We start from the raw sequence: 18,743 nt of genomic DNA on the forward strand, positions 1-18,743 counted from the left end.
GCCGGCCCGCGTTATTCGTGCCCTTCGTTCTCGGCATCCGCGGCAGCGCGGAGATCTTCCGGAGCAACGCCGAGCAGCGCCGAAAGGCGATCGAGTTCGCTGTCGTCGAGATCGGACAGTTCGCGGGGTTGCGGCAGTTGCTCACTGCGCTCCTGAAAGTTCTCCATCATATCCGGCATCATTTCCAATACCGCCGGCATGACCTCGTTCATCGCGGACATTACTTGCGGATCGGCGAAAATCAGCATCGATTCCGCCGCATAGCGGCCCCCGACCGGGGTCTGGAAAAAGCGATCGAGCTCGACAAGATCGGACCGTTCGAACCGCACGGCGTAGGCGCGGGCCAACCCGGCACGATACGAAGGTTCTATTCCCTCGACCAGATCGCCGACCATTTCGACCATAATCTGCGAGAAAACGGCGCTGCGCTCCTCATACGCGGGATCGAGAATCGCAATGATGTCGCCCAATCGCGCATCACCCATTTCCGCGAGATCGCTCTGGTCCATGCCGCCAATCGCGCGGAGCTGCGCCAGTGGCACCTGTTTCATGGAGCCCATGATCGCGTTCATCATCGGTTCCATGGTTTCATCCATCAGCCGGGCATAGGTCCCTTCCGGGAAAATCCTGGCAACGACCGCTTCGGCCTGCGGCAGGCGGGCTTCCTGCGCCGGCGTCAACGCTTCGGTGGGGAACATGTCCGCCAGGTTGCCGGCGAGAGCTTCGACGTCTTCCATGCTTTCGGCAGGGGACTGCGTGTCCTGCGCCACAAGGGGAGACAGCGGCACCGAAACCAGAGCCGCCGCAAAACACCAGTTCTTCATCTTCACGTCGCTTCTCCCCACCCAATTGCCAGCTTCAATGCCCCGCCTGGGCACCACGCTCCAGACCCGATAGCGCAAGCTGTTCGTCGATCTGCGCCATCAGCCGCTCCAGCCCCGCCTCGCTATCGCTCTCTGCCCGGGCGACCAGCACGTCCTGCGTGTTGGAAGCGCGGAGCAGCCACCAGCCGTCATCGGTCGTCACCCGCACCCCGTCCGTTCCGTCGACCTGCGCAGGCCCGTCGGCCAACCGCGCACGGACTTCGTCGATAGCGGAGAACTTGCGGCTTTCATCGACCTGAAAACGCATTTCGGGCGTGTTGATCATTGCCGGCATGGCCCCGCGCAGCGCCGTGACCGACTTGCCCAGCCGCGCGCTCGCGGCCAGCAACCGCACCCCGGCATAGAGCGCATCGTCATACCCGTAGTAATCGTCGGCGAAGAAGACGTGCCCGCTCATCTCGCCCGCAAGCGGCGCCCGAGTTTCCTTCATTTTGGATTTAATCAGCGAGTGCCCGGTCTTCCACATCACCGGCTTCCCGCCCAGCGCGGCCACCTGATCGAACAGGGCGCGGCTGGCCTTCACATCGGCGATAACCGTCGCGCCGGGCTGCCGGATCAACAGATCTTCGGCGTAGATCGAAAGCAGCTGGTCCCCCCAGATCACGCGCCCTTGGCCGTCGATCGCGCCGATCCGGTCGCCATCGCCATCGAATGCAACGCCGAAATCGAGGCTCTTTTCCGCGACCAGCGCCCGCAGGTCGGCCAGATTCTCCTCGACAGTGGGATCGGGATGATGATTGGGAAAATTGCCGTCGACATCGGTGTAGAGAAGGTGGTGCTCGCCCGGCAGGCGCGCCGCAAGCGCTTCGAGTGCGGGGCCGGCGGCGCCGTTCCCCGCGTCCCAGCCCACCCGCACGTCCGCCAGTGCGCCGCGGTCGATCCCGGCGAGACCGGCGAGCAACCGTTCGATGTAGTCTTCCAGGATTTCGCGCGTTTCGACCGCCCCGGCGCCATCGGGCCAGGCCCCCTCCGCAGACAGTCTGCCGAGCCGCTGAATATCCTCCCCGAAGAACGGCCGTCCCTGGAATACCATCTTGAAGCCATTGTAATTGGCGGGATTATGGCTGCCGGTTATCTGAATGCCGCCATCCACCTCTTCCGCTGAGGCTTCGGCAAAATAGAGCATCGGTGTCGGCCCCATCCCGACCCGCACGACATCGCAGCCGCTCGCAGTGAGCCCTTCTACCAGCGCGTGTTCGAGCACCGGCGAACTGACGCGCCCGTCATACCCCACTGCAACGGTGCGACCGCCCGCCTCGCGCAGGAGAGTGGCGAAGCTGCGCCCGATCGCGCGGGCATCGTCGGGGCCGAGCGTTTCGCCGATTATACCGCGAATGTCGTATTCGCGCAGAACGGTGGAATGGAACTGATGCGCCATGCGATCCCTTCAAGATTGGTCGAGCCCCTGGGGGGGCAGATGATCGAGCAACAGGTCGCGCGCGGCATTGGCCTCGTGCACCTGTCCGGCGGTTCCGCCCCGGTCAGGGTGGACCACGGCCACTAAACGCTTGTGCGCGGCAATTATTTCCCCGCGATCGGCACTACCGGCAACCCCGAGCAGCCGCTGCGCCCGCGCCACCGCCTGCTGGCGGGAGGAACCGGCACGAAGATAGTCCCACGGCCACTTGCCGAAAAGCATTCTGCAGCCGATCGCAATCACTGCCGCGATGACGATCAGCCGCATCACGGGTCAGGCAAGCTCCAGCTCGGGCGATCGGCGCGTCGTCTCCGGCAAGTGAAGCCCTGCGACCAGACTGCGCAGTTCCTGGCGGGCGACCAGATGGCTGGTGCCCAGTTCCCCCAGATGCCCCTTGTCGAGCAGGGTGAGGCCGGAGGGGAACAGTTCGCGGTAAATCACGCGTTCCGACAGTCCCTTGGCCACGCGGAACCCGGCCCGCTTCGAAAGTTCGGTCAGCGCGCGTTCGATCCGCTGCATGTTGCGCGCCTCGACATGGCCGGTCCGATTGCGCACCACGACCCAGTCGATTTCCTGGCGGCGTTCCAGCGCGCGGGTCTTGCGGGTTTCCCAGATCAGTTCGGCATAGAAGCTGAGCCGGCGGACCTTGAAAGTCTCGGCATCGACCTGGCCGATCAGATCGAAATCGACGAAGCTGTCGTTGAGCGGGGTGACGAGCGTATCGGCACCGGTGGCCGCGTGGCGTGCCAGCGGATCGTCGCGGCCGGGCGTATCGATGACGATGAAATCCATCCCCTCGCCCAGACGCTCCAGCACGCTGTCGAATTCGTCCGCCTCACCCCCGCCGAAAACGTCGCATCGCGCGCTCGGCAGATGGATGCCGCGCCGCTCTTCGGTCTCCGCCCGATTTTCGAAATAGCGGTGCATGGTGCGCTGGCGCGAGTCCAGATCGAGCGCAGCGACCCGAGCCCCGCGATAGGCCAGCGCAACCGCGACATGGACCGCGGTGGTCGACTTGCCGGTCCCGCCCTTCTCATTGGCGAAAACGATCCGATGGGGGCTCTGATCGGGCACGGCGGCAGGGTTCCTGTCTGTTGTCATTGGCGGGCGTCAACGGCTAGTTGGCGCGATCCAGCTTTATCGGAGGCCCCGGGCCCGTGCAAACCGCGACCGAGCTTGAAATGTTGAGAACGACCGTTGCCCGGCTGAGGGCGGGCGGCAAAACACTCGCCCTGGTCCCGACAATGGGTGCGTTGCACGAAGGGCACCTGACATTGGTGCGCGAGGCGCGCGCGCGCGCGGATCGGGTGGCGGTATCGATTTTCGTGAATCCGACGCAGTTCGGGCCCAACGAGGATCTCGATGCCTATCCCCGTCAGATGTCCGAAGATGCACGAATGCTGGAGGCGGAGGGGGTGGACCTGCTCTGGGCCCCCGGGGTCGGACAAATGTATCCTGATGGTTTTGCCACCACGATTTCGGTGGCTGGGGTGAGCGAAGGCTTCTGCGGTGCCACCCGGCCCGGACACTTCGACGGCGTGGCGACAGTCGTTTGCAAGCTGTTCAACCAGGTCTGCCCCGACCTTGCGCTGTTCGGCGAGAAGGACTGGCAACAGCTCGCAGTGATCCGCCGCATGGCTCGCGATCTCGATCTGGTCGAACCCCGCGCCGATGCGATCCATGGCGTGCCGACCGTGCGCGAGGCAGACGGTCTCGCGATGTCGAGCCGTAACCGGTATCTCTCGCCCGAAGCGCGCGAAGCGGCCGCCACGCTGCCGCGCGCGATGCGCGAGGCGATCGCGCGAATGGAAGGCGGCGATGACGTGCAGCCAACGCTGGCTTCGCTGGAAGAAACGCTGCTGGGCGCGGGTTTTTCGCAAGTCGACTACGCAGATCTTGCCGATGCGGCGAGCCTGGAGAGGCTCGACACGCTCGGCCCGGCCCCCGCGCGGTTGCTGGTGGCCGCCCGGATCGAGGGGACGCGGCTGATCGACAACATGGCGGTCGGGCAGAAGCCCGGCTGAAAGCCAACCTCCCGGCTTATTCCCGGATTAGCTGGTGCGATTGATGGTATATCCTGCGAGTTTCCATTGGCCGTCGGTATCGAGGTGGAAGGAGACGACTTCTTCCATTGTGATGCCGCTTTGTCCTGCTGTTGCGAAGCGGATGGACATGTATCGGCCTGGGGGCAGCGGTCCGTTGTCGCTGGGGCTGATGACGACGCGCATGATGGCGCGCCATTCGCGGTTGCTGACGGCGCCGAGCATGGCGCGTTGCTGTGCGGTGTTGCCGACGAAGCGGTCGCGCGCGATGCTGGCCTGCATGATGGGCGAGGATTTGTCCCAGATGTCGCCCATTTCGTAGCGGTCCACCGCTGCCACGATGTGGAGCGCGGCGTTGAGGAACTCGCTCGGCCCGAGTTGCACGGGCACCGCGGCGGGCGGCGAACCGCCCGCCTGGGCCGCAGGTCCGTTGCGACCCTGCGCGGCAAGACCGGACGATGCAGCCATGCAGCACGCGGCCACGAATGTCAGGGCGATGCGCCCCGGCAGATGCGACCGCGACACTATCATCGACGGGTAACCGGCGCCGGCCGCTCGACAGCCGTGGTATAGAGTTCGATCAGGACCTGGCGATTGCGCAGTTCGCGTTTCTGCGAACCGGTCGGCACTTCCAGATCGCGCGAGGCGCGGGCATAGACGGGGACCTCGCCGACCATGCTGCGCAGGGCATTGGCCGATGCCGCCGCACGGCGGGCAGCCAGCGCATCGTTGTATTCGGTGTCGCCCATGGTGTCGGTGAACCCGGTCACGATAACCTCCCGGTAGTCGCCGCCGCGGACCTCTTCGGCCACCTGGCGGAGCGTGGCGTGACCCTGATCGTCGATCGCGGCGCTGTCAAATGCGAAGTTGAAGCGATAGGTCTTGGCCGGCTTGGCCGGGGTTGCCGGCCCTGCGACGGTGACGACTTCGGGCGCCAGAAGGCGATCGAGCAGCGATGCGCATTCCGGCTCGCGGAAGTAGGTGTTCTCCACCCGTGCCTTCTTGTCGAACCTGATCTGGTACTGGCACGAGACATATTCGTCGCCGTTGCCGGTGTAGAAGTTGAGGATGTAATTCCACTTCCGGACGAAGAACACCCCTTCGTGGAAGTGCGGCACGTCGAGCAGGGTGTAGATCTGGTTCTTGGTCATGCCCGGGGTGACCATCGCGACATTGCGCGGCGGTACGAAGGCCCCGTCCTTGCGCGTGGCCTTGCGCGGTTCGGGAAACTCCACCGAAGTGTCGTGCCCGGGGCGGTAGGTGGGCGTGCCCTGGCCTGGCTCTGCGGCTCCGGCAGAGCCGGCACAGGCCATGGCAAGGGCGGCGGCAGCGATCACGGGGTTGCGAATGTTCACCTGACGATCTCCAAAATTTGTTAGGTCGAAGGGGGATGCGGCGATCCAGCGTGTCAGAACTGGATCCCTGCACCGATCGCCGCACCGGCCTGGTTGCGAGTGTTGTAGGTACCGGTGGCGCGGACCACGAACCGGCCGTTGTCCGAAGCCTTCGAGAACCCGATCGCGATGGCCTGTTCACCCTGCCAATGCGAAATCCCGAAGCCCATGATCCCCATGCCCGGCTCGAAAGCCTGCGGGACCATGCCCATCGCCATGGCCGAAGCCGTGCCGCCGTTCGCATCGTTGCGATAATCGGACAGGTCGAACCGCAGATCCGCGATCATGGCATCGGTATAGTAGTTCGCCTGGTTGAGCGTATCGGCCAGGCCGGCATTGAGCTGGCCCAGGTTCACCGCATCGGTGGGGGCGACCCCGGCTGCAAGGTTGGTGATCCGGGTCCCGCCCATGTCGATGCCATTGCCATCGATGGTCGGACCGTTCTCGATCGCAATGCTCTCAAGCCCGGTCAGGTTGGGGTTCAGTGCGACCTGAACCTCCGTCCCATTCTGGTGGATCATCATGTTGTTGCCGGCCGTGAAGCTGGCGGTGGAACCCGGTGCGACATTGGCCACACTCGAACCCGTCGCCACGCCCGACCCGGTCGCGCCGGTGGTAACGTTCCACCCGGCAGCAGCCGTGTCGCCGACCGCCTGGATCGCCGCTTCGACGTTGTTGTAGACGTTGCCACCCACCGCAATCTGCGTGTTGATGGTGTTCGTCGTCGGATCGTAGCTCGATCCCGGGCTGAGCGAGGAAGCAATGCTGTCGCCCAGGGCAACGATCTGGCTGCCGTTCACCGCATCGGTGCTGGTCGACGAAAGCTCGCCCGCCGTCACCCCGGTGATCTTGCCGGTCCCGTCGGCATTGACGGTCACGTTGCCGAACTGCGGGCTCTCCGCCATCTCGATGTTCACCGAACCCGTCGCCGGATCGGTAACCGTGCGAATGTTCGCACCCGAATACCCCCCAGACGTCGTACCCTCACCCTGAATGGTCAAAACCTGACCAGACGAACGGCTCACCGTACCACCAGCATTGCCGGCGAAAGCGATACTGACACTGCCAACCGCAGCCTGCAGCTGGTCGACATTGACGGCATCGGTTCCGGCCACGCCGGCAGCCAAGTTGGTGATCCGGTTACCGCCGTTGTCCAGCCCCGAACCGCTCAACGACACAGTGCCGTTCGGCCCACCGGCGACAGTCACGCCGTCATTGTTAAGCGTGGTATCGCCAGCGGTAACACTGCCCGCAGCCGTCAGATCGAGATCGGGATTGAGAGCGACTTCGATCTCACCCGCATCGTCGCCGCCCGTCTGGGCGATGGTAATGTTCCCATCGCCGGTGAACGTCACCGTGCCATTCGGGCCGATGTTGGCACCGTTGGTCCCATCGGTGATATTCCAGCCCGAACTTGCGATGGCTTCGACCGCCTGCAGCTGGGCGACATTGACCGCATCGGTATCCGCGCTGCCGGCGGCAACGTTGGTCAGCTGGCGCTCTGCCCCGGCCGAACCGATGGATACTTCGCCCGCCGAGTTCTGCGGAGCGGCAAGCGCGAACGCGGTATAGCCGATCTGCGAACCGACCGAAGTCGTGCTACCGGCTCCCAATGCCACGCTGCCGGAGAAGCTGGCGTTGGCACCGGCACCGATTGCAATCGACTGAACGCCGTCGGAGATCGAGTTGGTCCCCAGGGCAATGCCGTCCGCCTGCGACACCTGCGAGTTCTGGCCGATCGCGGTACCACCCGGCGCCGTCATCTGGACCACTGCACCATTGCCGAGGCCGATACCGTTGTCGCCATTGACCACCGTCGTCGGCCCGACGGCCACCGAATCCTGTCCCACCGCGAGCGAATCGACTGCGGTCGAATTGGCATGGAAGTACATCGTCGAAGTGACGGAGATCGAACCGATCGCACCTTGCAGCTGCCGCAGGGTAACGGCGTCCTGCGACTGCGTACCATCGGCCACATTGGTGATCTGCCGATAGTCGCCGGTTGCCGCGTTGCCGACAGACACTGCGCCCAGCAGGGTCGCGTCCGTCGTATTATACGGCACATATCCCAGCCCCGCCGGCGTCGTGCCGACGACCGGAGCGATTGCGCGGTTGGATACCGAACCTGCGCCGAGCGCCAGCGAACCGTCGATACTTGCCTGCGCACCCGCGCCGATCGCGGTGGACGATGCGCCTGTTGCGCTCGCGGCCACACCTGCCGCCATCGAATCCGTTCCGGTAGCCCCGTCGTTGTTATAGTTGGCCTGGATCACTCCCCCGTCGTTGACGCTGTAGTAACGGGTTCGCGCATCTTCCAACTGGTTCACATTGACCGCATCGGTGCCGGCGACGCCGGGCCCGACATTGGCGATCACCAAGCCGCCTGCGTCGATCCCGCTGCTGGTCACGCTGGGCCCCGCGGCGATGGTCAGACCATTGGTGTCGATGGTGGTATCACCCACCGTCAGGCTGCCCGCCGGGGTCAGATCGACATCGGGGTTGAGGGCGATCTCGACTTCGCCGTTGTCGTCGGCGCCCGTCTGGGCAACCGTGATGTTGCTGTCACCAGTGAACGTCACCGTCCCGTTCGGGCCAATGTTCGCACCCGTCGTTCCGTCGGTCACGTTCCAGCCGGCGTTGGCCACGCTGTCCAGCTGCGTCAGTGCATCCTGCACATTGGTGTAGGTGTTCGTGCCGACCGTCAGCGAAGCCGTCACCGTGTTGGTCGTCGGATCATAGACCGATCCACCGCCCAGCGAGGTCGCCGTGCTGTCGCCCAGCGCCGTCAGCTGATCGACGTTCACCGCATCGGTGCCGGCAACGCCCGGGGCGACGTTGGAGATCACGAGGTTGCCCGCGTTGATCCCCGTCGTGGCGATCACCACCGGTCCGGCCGTCAGGCTGTTCACGGTGATATCGTCAGCCAGGTCGAACGTAACATCGTTGCTGCCGGCGGTTTTCGTAACCTCGATATTGCCGTCGGCATTATTGAGATCGACATCCGCACCGGTCGCGCTCGCCACCGAGACATTGGTCGCATTCGCACCCTGCGCACTGACGTTCCAGCCCGCGCTCGCTGTCTGGTTGACGAGATCAAGCTGCTCTTCCGTCGCCGCACGGCCGACGGTCGCAAAGCTCGGATCGGCCAGCGTCGTGTTGCTCAGGCCCGTGATGTCGTTCGTCACCCCGCTCAGGGCAACCGTCCCGCTGGTCACACCATCGGTGTTCACGACAGTGTTGCCCACCGTCAGGCTACCCGCCGGGGTCAGATCGACATCCGGGTTGAGGGCGATTTCGACTTCGCCGTTATCGTCGGTACCCGTCTGGGCGACCGAGATATTCGCATCGCCGGTGAACGTCACCGTTCCATTCGGGCCGATGTTGGCGCCCGTCGTGCCGTCGGTCACGTTCCAGCCGGCATTGGCCAGCGATTCAACCTGCTGCAACTGCGCCACGTTGACCGCGTCGGTCAGTTCGGTGCCTGCCGCAACGCTCGTGATCTGGCGGGTTTCGGTGTCGCGGTTGCCGACACTCACCGCTCCTAACGTGCTGCGCCAGATCGCCGAAGTGTCGGTCGAGGCCAGGCCCGTCAGCGGGTCATACCCCGCAACGCCCGCAGCAGTACCAGCAACCGAACCACTGCCCAGTGCGACACTATCCTCGACAATGGCGCCCGAGCTGGCCCCAAGAGCCACCGCGCGATTTGCGGCGGCGCCGGAACTGCTACCGATGGAAACCGTGGAGTCGGCCGTTACGTTGTTACCGGCCAGGAAGCCCAGCGACACATTGTTGTCGCCTGTGACGTTGTTGCCAGCGTTCTGACCCATGGCGGTGTTGCTATCACCCGTGACAGTGCGGCCCGCTGCCACACCATAGGCGGAGTTGAAATCACCGATGGTTTCAAACCCGGAGGCATAACCGACCGCCGTATTGTTGCTGCCCTCGCTGTTGCGGAAAGCGAACGAGCCCATGGCGACATTCTGAATGCCGACCAGATTGGAGGCCGACTGGCGCCCGATCAGGACGTTGTCCTGCCCCTGCGCGCTCAGGCCCGCGGCGCTGCCGACCACGACACTATAGGGTGCATTGGCATTCTGCGCCGCGCTCGCGCCGATAGCGACGATATTGCGGCTCGCAGGATCCATGCCGCTCCCGGCACCGTCGCCGACCGCGACGACTGCAATGCCTGGCGCAGAAGCACCCGATCCGACTGCAACGCTCGTGTTTCCGGCGGCGGATGCACCGTTACCAACCGCCGTGGCACCGCTCCCTGCCGCGGAAGCGTTGATCCCGGCGGCCAGGGCCTTGTTCCCTGTCGCGCCGTCGTTGTTGTAGTTGCCATCGGCCGCAGAGCCATTGTTGACGCTGTAGAAGTGCGTCGTCGCAGCGGCCTGCGCGGCCTGAAGCTGGTCGATGTTGACCGCGTCGGTGCCGGCAACGCCGGGCGCGACGTTGGAGATCACCATGCCGCCGGCATTGATCCCCCCGGTGGTCACACTGGGACCGCCGGCAATGGTCAGGCCATTGGGATTGATCGTAGTGTTGCCCGCAACCAGGCTGTTCACGGTGATATCGTCAGCCAGGTCGAACGTGACATCGTTGCTGCCGGCGGTCTTGGTCACCTCGATATTGCCGTCGGCATTGTTGAGGTCGACATCTTCGCCGGTCGCGCTTGCCACCGAGACGTTGGTCGCATTCGCACCCTGTGCGCTGACGTTCCAGCCGGCGCTCGCCGTCTGGTTGACCAGCGCAAGCTGCTCTTCGGTCGCCGCGCGGCCTACCGTGCCGAACGTCGGATCGGTCAGCGTCGTGTTGCTCAGACCCGTGATGTCGTTCGACACCCCGCTCAGAACCACACCGCCGCTGGTCACACCATTAGCCGCAACCGCCGTCGTCGTGACGCCGTCAGTCACTGTGACGCCGGTGGTATCGACCACCGTATCACCCACCGTCAGGCTGCCCGCCGGGGTCAGATCGACATTCGGGTTGAGGGCGATTTCGACTTCGCCGTTATCGTCGACACCCGTCTGGACGACCGAGATGTTGGCGTCGCCGGTGAACGTCACCGTTCCGTTCGGGCCGATGTTCGCACCCGTCGTGCCGTCGGTCACGTTCCAGCCGGCATTGGCCAGCGATTCGACCGCCTTCAGCTGCGATACGTTCACCGCGTCGCTATCCTGCGTACCGGCGGCCACATTGGTGATCTGCCGGGTATTGCCGGCACTGCCGACGCTGACCGCTCCGCGCGAGGTGCTGTCGGTCGCGGTAATGGCCGCGGCGTCGCCCGGCAGCGCGCCGGTCGGGACATAACCCGTTGCACCCGCCGCCGTATTGGCAATCGACCCGCTACCCAGAGCCAGACCGCCCGACACAGTCGCGCTGGCACCGGCGCCCAGTGCCGCACCATTCGCCGCTGAAACGTTCGCCAGCGGTCCCACCGCGACGCCGCCGGGAGCCAAGCCAGACACCGTTGCTTCGGTACCAAGGGCAACACCGGTTATGCTCGCCGCACTGACTTCTGCCCCGTCACCGACCGCGGTTGAAAATTGGGCCAGAGCGTTGGCATCGTCGCCTATGGCCGTCGCTCCGTCCGCATTCGCGATTGTCTCGGAGCCAATCGCAGTCGCTCCGTCGCCGTTGGTCGTGGCAGCCCGGCCAATGGCGACCGCGCCCCCATCGGTGTTCCCACCGGTCGCGAGAGCGTTCTGCCCCATGGCAATACTGCCATCATCGTCAGCCAATGCATCCACGCCGGCGGCCAGTGCGTTCGTTCCAGTGGCACCGTCGTTGTTGTAGTTGCCACCGACAACGCCGCCATCGTTGACGCTGTAGTAGTGTGTCGTTGCCTCAGCCTGCGCGGCCTGCAACTGCGCCACGTTGACCGCATCGGTCAGTTCGGTGCCCGCTGCGACATCGGTGATCTGGCGGGTGATGCCATTCGCCGCATCGCCGACGCTCACCGCGCCCGACGTGCTCTGCCAGGTCGGCGTCGTGTCGGTCGAGGCAAGGCCCGTCACCGGGTCATAGCCTGCCACACCGGCAGCGGTATCCGCAACGGAGTTGCTGCCCAGCGCCACGCCGTCTTCGACCGTCACGCTGCTGCTCGTGCCCAGCGCGGTGGCGCCGCTGACATCGGCCAGGGCATTTTCGCCAAGCGCCGCGCCTGCATTGATCGCCGGATCGACCACGCCGCCGTTGTAGGTGGCAACCGCGCCGTCACCGAAGGCCGCGCCGCCATTGCCGGCCCGCGCCGAGGCGCCCATTGCCACCGAACCGGTAGCGATGGCGTCATGGCCGATTGCAATGCTGCGTTCGCCCAGCGCCCTTGAAGCGGCACCGAGGGCAACGCTTCGCGTGCCGACGGCGGTCGCCGACGCACCCCCTGCAAAAGACTGCGAACCGCTTGCAGAAGCGGAGCTGCCAACTGCTACGGCCTGAAGATTGGAAGCAGCGGCATAATTGCCCAGCGCCGTCCCCTGGGCACCGCTGGCGTTGCTATTGAAGCCGAGGGCGGAAGATTGCGCACCGGTTGCGACGGATGAACTACCGACAGATACGGATGATCCGCCACTCCCCCTAGCATTAGCGCCCAGAGAAACGTTGTTCGATGTGAGGACGTTGTTACCCGAGGAGACACCCAACGCCACGTTCCCGGAGCCAGTGCCGCCGTTCCCCGCACTCGCACCCAATGCGACATTGTTTACGGTCTGGGCGCCCGTCAAGTTCCTGCCGCTGCCCTGCCCGATGGCCACATTGCCCCAGCCATTGGCGATATCGCTGCCGGTAGAACGGCTACCGATCGCGATATTGCCGTAGCCATTGATGTTGTTGCCGACGTTAGATCCCAGCGCCACATTCCCGCCTTCTTCAGAGGGGACACCCGCTTGGACGCCACCAGCGACGTTCTGGCCGGAATTTGCGCCGACCGTCACACTCGGTCGGATGATTGCATTGGTGTACTGAATACTCGTGCCGGAGTTCTGCCCAATTGTCACCGACGCGAGGTTTTTCGCCACGGCGCTGTCGCCGATCGCGATCGCGCCCTCACCGCTCGCAGCGGCATTGACACCTGCGGCAAGCGCGTCCGTACCCGTCGCTCCGTCGTTGTTATAGTTCGCCTTCACAACGCCGCCATCGTTGACGCTGTAGTAGTGCGTCTGCCCGGCCTGAAGCTGCGCGACGTTGACCGCATCGGTCAGTTCGGTGCCGGCCGCAACGCCGGTGATCTGGCGGGTTACGCCGCCTGCTGCGTCGCCAACAGCAACCGCGCTGGCCGTGCTCTGCCAGGTTGGCGTGGTATCGGTCGAGGCTGCGCTTGTGCTCGGATCGAAGCCGGCAACACCTGCCGCTGTGCTGGAAACCGAGCCGTTGCCCAGCGCCACACCGCCGGCGACGGTCACATCCGCGCCGTTGCCGATCACGAAGGCATCCGCGACATCGACATCGTTGCCGTTGCCGATGATCCGGCTGCCGTCCGCCGTGGCAGCGAGCACACTGTCGTTGCCGAACACGCCGGCGTTATCGGCATCGATCGTGTTGTTGTTGCCTAGCGAATAGCTGCCCGTACCGGTAATCGTGGTCGGATCGCCGATCGCGCCCGAATTATCGCCATTGACTACATTGCCGGTGCCGATGCTGATCGCGTTCAGGCCCGTTGCCTGCGCGCCATCGCCGATCGCGATCGCCGATGCGCCGCTCGCCGAGGCTTGGACGCCGATGGCCGTCGCGTTACCTGCGCCTGCATTGGCCAATCGACCGATGGCCGAACTGTTCGCACCGCCTGCCGATGCATCTACGCCGACCGCCGTGGCGGATCCGCCGGCTGCTGCTGCGTTCATGCCGATCGCCTGGGCCGCTTGACCCGAAACGTTGGATGATGTCCCGATCGCGATGCCGTTGTCTGCCGTAGCATTTGCCAGATAGCCCAATGCATAGCTTGCAACACCGCTCGACACGGCGCTTGTGCCAAGCGAAACGGAATTCTGTGCGCTGGAGGAAGAGAAAGAGCCGATAGCGATACTGTCGAATTGGCCATTGTCGATGACGCTTGCCCGAAACCCGATAGCGGTGCCGCGAGCCCCGGCAGCGCTGGCCGCCGAACCGATGGCGGCGGAATTCGCGCCAGATGCGACCGCCTGATAGCCACCTGCGAACGATTGACCCCCGCTGGCCTCAGAGAAGGCGCCAATGGCAGCGGAGTTCCCTCCGCTGGCAGCACTGAGCGAGCCTATGCTAATATCGCCGGCCAGGGCGGCATTCGAATTCACGCCGATGGCGACGGCATTGGTACCGCTTGACGTTGCGCCGCCCCCGATCGCAACCGCGCCGCCAAGGCCGGTCGCGCTGGCATTCAAGCCGATAGCCACACCATATTGCGTTGTTGCATCAACAGTCGCCTGACCGCCGATCGCGATTGCGTCAGCGCCGCGCGCCTGCGCGCCGCGAACACCGTTGCTGCCGATCGCAACCGCACCGGCACCCGAGGCAGTGGTCGAATTCGCCACGGTCAGCGGCGTCGTGCCATTGCCGCCCGCGCTGCCGATCGCAACCGCGTTGGCGCCGCTCGACACCGCGCTGAAGCCAAGCGCGACTGCACCGGTCGCCGAGGCATTAGCATCAAGGCCGAAGGCCGAGCCCCATTTTACCGCATTGGCGTTATAGCCAACCGCCACCGCGCCTGCCCCAAAACCGTCGGCATGTGCCCCCAGAACCGTGACGCCAAGTTGGCCATTACCACTCGCTCCACAACCGCCAACGGTCGACAGTTGACCGCTCCCATCGACCGTGTTGAACGTGTTACCCTGAGGCGCCTCATTGCCAACGACCGCAGTCCCGCCGGCCCCGCAATTCGGAGTTTGTTCGCGCTGAAGCGTATCCGCTGCAGCAGGTGCCGAGAAACCAAGCGCCAGCACCGAACCCAGCGCCGCAGGCACGACAAAGGCTACGCGCGAAGACGAATGGCCCAGCGCGCCCAGGCCGCGCTGGCGACCAAACGCCACGCACGAGGAGGAAAGACGCAGGATCGCCATGATCCGCCGACGGACGCCTTTGCCGAGCCCCTGAGAGTTCATAAGCATCTGGCTGGCATCGTGGCCATACTGGCAATCGGAACGGGTGTTACGGATGTTGCTCATGATTCGTCCTCTTCAGTCGACGTCAGGCACGGCCCCGGCCGCGGGCCGGGACAGAAAGGGAAAAGTCAGCGCGCGACGGATCGGCGCTCAACGGATCAGCCCTGCGACTGCTCAGGCAGGAGGGCGGTCACACCGGAAAGGCGCCACTGGTTGTCTTCGTCGAGGCGGAAGCTGACCTGCTCCAGATGCGCAGTGCCGCTGGCCGTGCGCGCGAGCAGGTAAACCGTGATGTAGTTGCCACCCGGCACTGCCGGGGCGTTCGCGCCTTCGGCTGGCGGAGCGACCCGAACACGTTCGACCCGCGACCATTCGCGCGCGACCACGCCGCCCGTTCGGGCATTGGTCGAAGCCACTGCTTCCGTGAACTGTTGCCTGGTCGTGGACGCCTTCAGCGCTGCCGAACCGGTGTCGTAGACCTGGCCGGCACCGCCAGCGTCAAGCGCCTGCGCCGTTGCGATCGCGTTGCGGATGAAGATGTCGCCCGACAATTGCTGGGCCGAAGCCGGCGCGGCCTGGACCTCGGCAGTTTGGGCCATGACAGGGGGCGCCGATAAAGCAGCAAGAGAACCCGAAAGGAACGTTGCAAGTATTATCTTCATATACGGCCTCCTCATTATTCAACCGGCACGGCGGTTTTACATCTGAATACGCTCTTCCATTCCATCTACTGCCGGCACGCAAACGCGCTTTCCCGCACGCGCACACTGCAGCACGCGATTGTCCGCGAGCAGGAGTCCGCCAATGTACGGGATTAAAGCAGGTGCGCAGCGCGCATCAACTTCAACAGTAGTTACGAAGAGTTCAGACATATCGCCCTCTTCTGCGACAATCTACCAAGAGATTGATCTTGATGATTTCGTTATGATCCCACTTTCTTAAAAGGGAATTAAAGCGATTTCAGGTCGAAAGGCATATATTTCGGCTAAGGTTTGTCAATTGGAGGGCTCGCTAGGGGTGCCAGTTATAATTATCTTAGATAGTTACCTGGCAAGTAACTTTCGACGCCGAGCACGAGGGAGAATATTCCCGCTCCCCATGTTTAATACCTGCGGGCGATACAGGCCGATTTCGGTGTAATTTGGTGTCGCGGGCAGCCCGCCTCTTCCATTCGGCGCCCGGACGAAGATCGCCGTCCGGCGAACGAAGGGCGCGGGACACCCAATGCCGAACGCAGGGCGACCTCGGAGCTCAAGAATGGAGGGATGGAGCGGGTAGCGGGAATCGAACCCGCATAACCAGCTTGGAAGGCTGGGGCTTTACCACTAAGCTATACCCGCTCAATCAAGCACTTAGGCCCGGTTGGGCGGCCGTGCTTACACGGCGTTTTACATCGCCTCGGCGATGCGCTTGCCAATTGCCACGGCGATCGCAGTTTCGTCAACATATCGTTTGCGGATCGCGGCGACCTGTTTTTCAGTCCAGCCCAACACCGTTGCGATCTGCGCGTCGATGAGGCCGCCCCCCCCCCCCGGAAGCGTTATCAGCTTGGTAGCATAAGTGCCGCGCAGATCGTGCAGGTGCTTCGCGCGAACCTGCTCCTCATCGAATTCGGCGGGGTGGACGATCCCGGCGCCGGCGTTGGCCTAGTCGCGGTATTTCGAGAACTCGATCGACAAGTCGTGTTCGCATCAGGGGCACTTCCGATACGAAGCCGCACCCTTCATATCGATATTCGATTAGCCCCGAACGCCCTCCATTTCAGGCTGCGGGGGTCGCGCGACCTCATCCTCGACCGGTTTGATCGACTTGCGCTTCAAGGCAAGCGCCGGCTTTTCGACGCAGAACCAAGACACCGCAGCGGCGGCGACCACCAAAGGAATCGCGAGCGCTGGATCGGGAAAGCCCATGACGATCAGAAGATTGATGATCGGCATGTGCCAGACATACGTGCCGTAGCTGATATCGAAACGGAGGGGGAATGCCCGAATGCCGAACGCGGCGTAGAGTATGAGGCCGGCGTAACAGGCGAAATAGAGCAAGCCCATCCGCTCGCCGGACAAATTGAACAGCGGGCCGCTGCCGTAAAGCGCCATTGCGACCATCGGGACCAATGCGATCGGAAAATACTTCAGGTTGGGCGCGATCCTGCTCCAGTTTTTGACTGCGAGCATGCCGAACCCGAACATCCACCCCCAAGCGATCGGGGTGATGGCAAGATATTCGTAGAGTCCCTTCCCCGCGAGGCGGAAAGTCAACGCAGCCGGCCCGGCGACATAGATCGCGAACGACGCGCCCGAGAGGAGCGCTACCGCATGCTTGGTGACGTTCCGCTCCATCCAGACGATCACCGGCACAGCGACGTAGAACAGGATTTCGACGGTGATCGTCCACAGCGAACCGTTGATCACGCCGACGCCGACATCGCGAAAGTGCGCCGGGTTGAATGCCTGGCCCAACGTGACTTGAGAGAAGAACCAACCGAAATAGAGGCCTGGACGTGCTGCAAGATCGGGAAGCCCTTTCGCCAGCAATGCGACGATCAGTCCGCCGATCGCCACGAGGAAGAGGGCCGGGAAAAGCCGGAGAAAGCGGTTCTCGAAGTATCGCCGATCAGGAGCGTTGCAGTACGAGGCGTAAATCAGAAAGCCGCTGACGAAAAAGAAGGCGGGGACGCCGGGGAATGCGGCCAGCCAAGCTGGCGTCCCGGTGCCGATATGGGCCGTGGTATGCACAAGCACGACCTGCATCGCGAAGACAAGGCGCAGCCATTCAAGGTTGTTCGCTCGGGGGAATCTCATCTTCGTCATGGGCCTACCATCTCGCCTTCCGCTTCCCGCATTTCGTGCAGACCTTCACGCCGTGCACGCGGCTGCTACTCCCCAAGCGGTGGCTGCCAGAAAGTAAGCAAAGCAATCGCCTCAATTGATCACTGACCAGAGCCCACCAAAGTTGTTCGATGCATCCTGCCAGAGCACTCGCGATCTGTCCAAACCATTCAGCGCGTCGATACGAGCCAAGAACATGGCCACCCACCAATCTCTCACCCCGCTCGCCATGATGACGCTTTCCGTCGTAAGCAACTCGGCATCGATGCTCTTCGTGTGAAGGCGGTGCGTATGACCCACGAAAGCATGATCGAGACCACGATCGGCAAGGAGGGCGCAACCTGACGACTTCTCGCCATGAGCGACTGATCGCGAACTTCACACTCGGCGAAATGATCCGCTCGGATTCGGTTGCGCGCAAGGGCATCCGCAACATCCCCGGCCGAGCAGAGATCGCTGCCCCTCGCCTGCTGTGCGAGGAGGGCTGCAGCAAGTGCGCGATCACTACAATCCGCCCTGAATGCAGCCTTCGGGGCCCGCACGAGCAGTCAGCACTGCAAGGGTGAGACTGCGGATTTCACCGTGTCCGGGGTGAGCCACATCGAGGTGAGCCACTGGATCTAGCGCAACCTCAACTACGACCATCTACCGCTCCTGCGGGACCAGCTCGTCATGATCGAAAAACGCGCCGCGCAGCAATCCGAACAATCGAAACAGTTGGAGGCGTCGAATGCCGAAGTCAAAGAGCTGCTGGGCAGTAGGTTGCCTGCTCGAACCGAGGTGACGTCCAGTCAGCACCGGCGGGGCTGATGGCGCCGTGCATGGTCATCAACATCATTCTCGATACGGCGGCGATCGCATCACAAGCTAGGAGCTTTACCAAGTCGGTTTCGAAGCGCGCGCAGCTCGTTCAGCGCTGGGATGACTTCGCGTTCAATCAGCTTACAGAGATCGGCCGGCGTACCAACGCCGATCAACGCCTTCGGTCGTTCAGAGAAGTCAACTCGCATCCGGGGCGATCCATTGAAATAGTGAAGCGAGCACCACCACAAAGGAGGCGGCGATCAAAGTTGCGAAAACCATGCGTTCAATACGATCGTCGATCGC

11 protein-coding genes and 1 tRNA gene are annotated in these 18,743 nt (G+C 63.7%); 2 read left to right on the forward strand and 10 right to left on the reverse strand.

Annotated features, from left to right (window positions below; genetic code table 11):
- Positions 1–11: 11 nt before the first annotated feature.
- The 4 genes from AM2010_RS10625 to AM2010_RS10640 are packed head-to-tail and all read right to left on the reverse strand — an operon-like array spanning position 12 to position 3,402.
- On the reverse strand, positions 12–830 hold the full coding sequence (locus AM2010_RS10625) for a DUF2059 domain-containing protein (protein WP_058350951.1): 819 nt from the start codon (positions 828–830) through the stop codon (positions 12–14).
- Between the two features lie 28 nt (positions 831–858).
- The gene (gene pgmG, locus AM2010_RS10630) at positions 859–2,262 is read right to left on the reverse strand and encodes a phosphoglucomutase/phosphomannomutase PgmG (RefSeq protein ID WP_047807040.1); all 1,404 of its coding nucleotides are present in this window, start codon (positions 2,260–2,262) and stop codon (positions 859–861) included.
- A gap of 9 nt (positions 2,263–2,271) precedes the next feature.
- Positions 2,272–2,568, reverse strand: coding sequence for a J domain-containing protein (locus tag AM2010_RS10635; protein WP_047807041.1), 297 nt, complete (start codon positions 2,566–2,568; stop codon positions 2,272–2,274).
- 6 nt (positions 2,569–2,574) lie between these two features.
- Complete coding sequence (locus AM2010_RS10640; protein ID WP_047807042.1) at positions 2,575–3,402, reverse strand: division plane positioning ATPase MipZ; 828 nt, start codon at positions 3,400–3,402, stop codon at positions 2,575–2,577.
- Positions 3,403–3,458: 56 nt separating this feature from the next.
- Between AM2010_RS10640 and panC the strand changes: the two genes are divergently transcribed.
- The gene (gene panC / locus AM2010_RS10645; protein WP_047807043.1) at positions 3,459–4,325 is read left to right on the forward strand and encodes a pantoate--beta-alanine ligase; all 867 of its coding nucleotides are present in this window, start codon (positions 3,459–3,461) and stop codon (positions 4,323–4,325) included.
- A 27-nt stretch (positions 4,326–4,352) separates the two neighbouring features.
- Here the strand turns inward: panC and AM2010_RS10650 are convergent, their stop codons facing one another.
- The 6 genes from AM2010_RS10650 to AM2010_RS10675 all read right to left on the reverse strand — a co-directional run bounded on the left by AM2010_RS10650 (position 4,353) and on the right by AM2010_RS10675 (position 17,618).
- Complete coding sequence (locus AM2010_RS10650) at positions 4,353–4,874, reverse strand: DUF4019 domain-containing protein (protein ID WP_082132886.1); 522 nt, start codon at positions 4,872–4,874, stop codon at positions 4,353–4,355.
- Positions 4,871–5,698: an outer membrane protein assembly factor BamE domain-containing protein gene (bamE, locus tag AM2010_RS10655; protein ID WP_053044060.1), complete on the reverse strand. Its 828-nt coding sequence runs from the start codon at positions 5,696–5,698 to the stop codon at positions 4,871–4,873. Before bamE ends, AM2010_RS10650 begins: the two co-directional genes overlap by 4 nt.
- Positions 5,699–5,751: 53 nt before the next feature.
- Positions 5,752–14,871, reverse strand: a complete 9,120-nt coding sequence (locus tag AM2010_RS10660; RefSeq protein ID WP_082132887.1) for a hypothetical protein — start codon at positions 14,869–14,871, stop codon at positions 5,752–5,754.
- A gap of 95 nt (positions 14,872–14,966) precedes the next feature.
- Positions 14,967–15,407, reverse strand: a complete 441-nt coding sequence (locus AM2010_RS10665) for a DUF4019 domain-containing protein (RefSeq protein ID WP_047807046.1) — start codon at positions 15,405–15,407, stop codon at positions 14,967–14,969.
- Between the two features lie 667 nt (positions 15,408–16,074).
- A tRNA-Gly gene (locus AM2010_RS10670) sits at positions 16,075–16,148 on the reverse strand.
- A gap of 399 nt (positions 16,149–16,547) precedes the next feature.
- The gene (locus tag AM2010_RS10675; protein ID WP_047807047.1) at positions 16,548–17,618 is read right to left on the reverse strand and encodes an acyltransferase family protein; all 1,071 of its coding nucleotides are present in this window, start codon (positions 17,616–17,618) and stop codon (positions 16,548–16,550) included.
- Between the two features lie 690 nt (positions 17,619–18,308).
- On the opposite strand from AM2010_RS10675, the gene AM2010_RS14215 reads away from it, so the two are divergent.
- Positions 18,309–18,446: a hypothetical protein gene (locus AM2010_RS14215; protein WP_156178736.1), complete on the forward strand. Its 138-nt coding sequence runs from the start codon at positions 18,309–18,311 to the stop codon at positions 18,444–18,446.
- Positions 18,447–18,743: the final 297 nt, after the last annotated feature.

The sequence above is a fragment of the Pelagerythrobacter marensis genome, assembly GCF_001028625.1.
In the GTDB taxonomy this organism is placed as follows: Bacteria; Pseudomonadota; Alphaproteobacteria; order Sphingomonadales; family Sphingomonadaceae; genus Pelagerythrobacter; species Pelagerythrobacter marensis.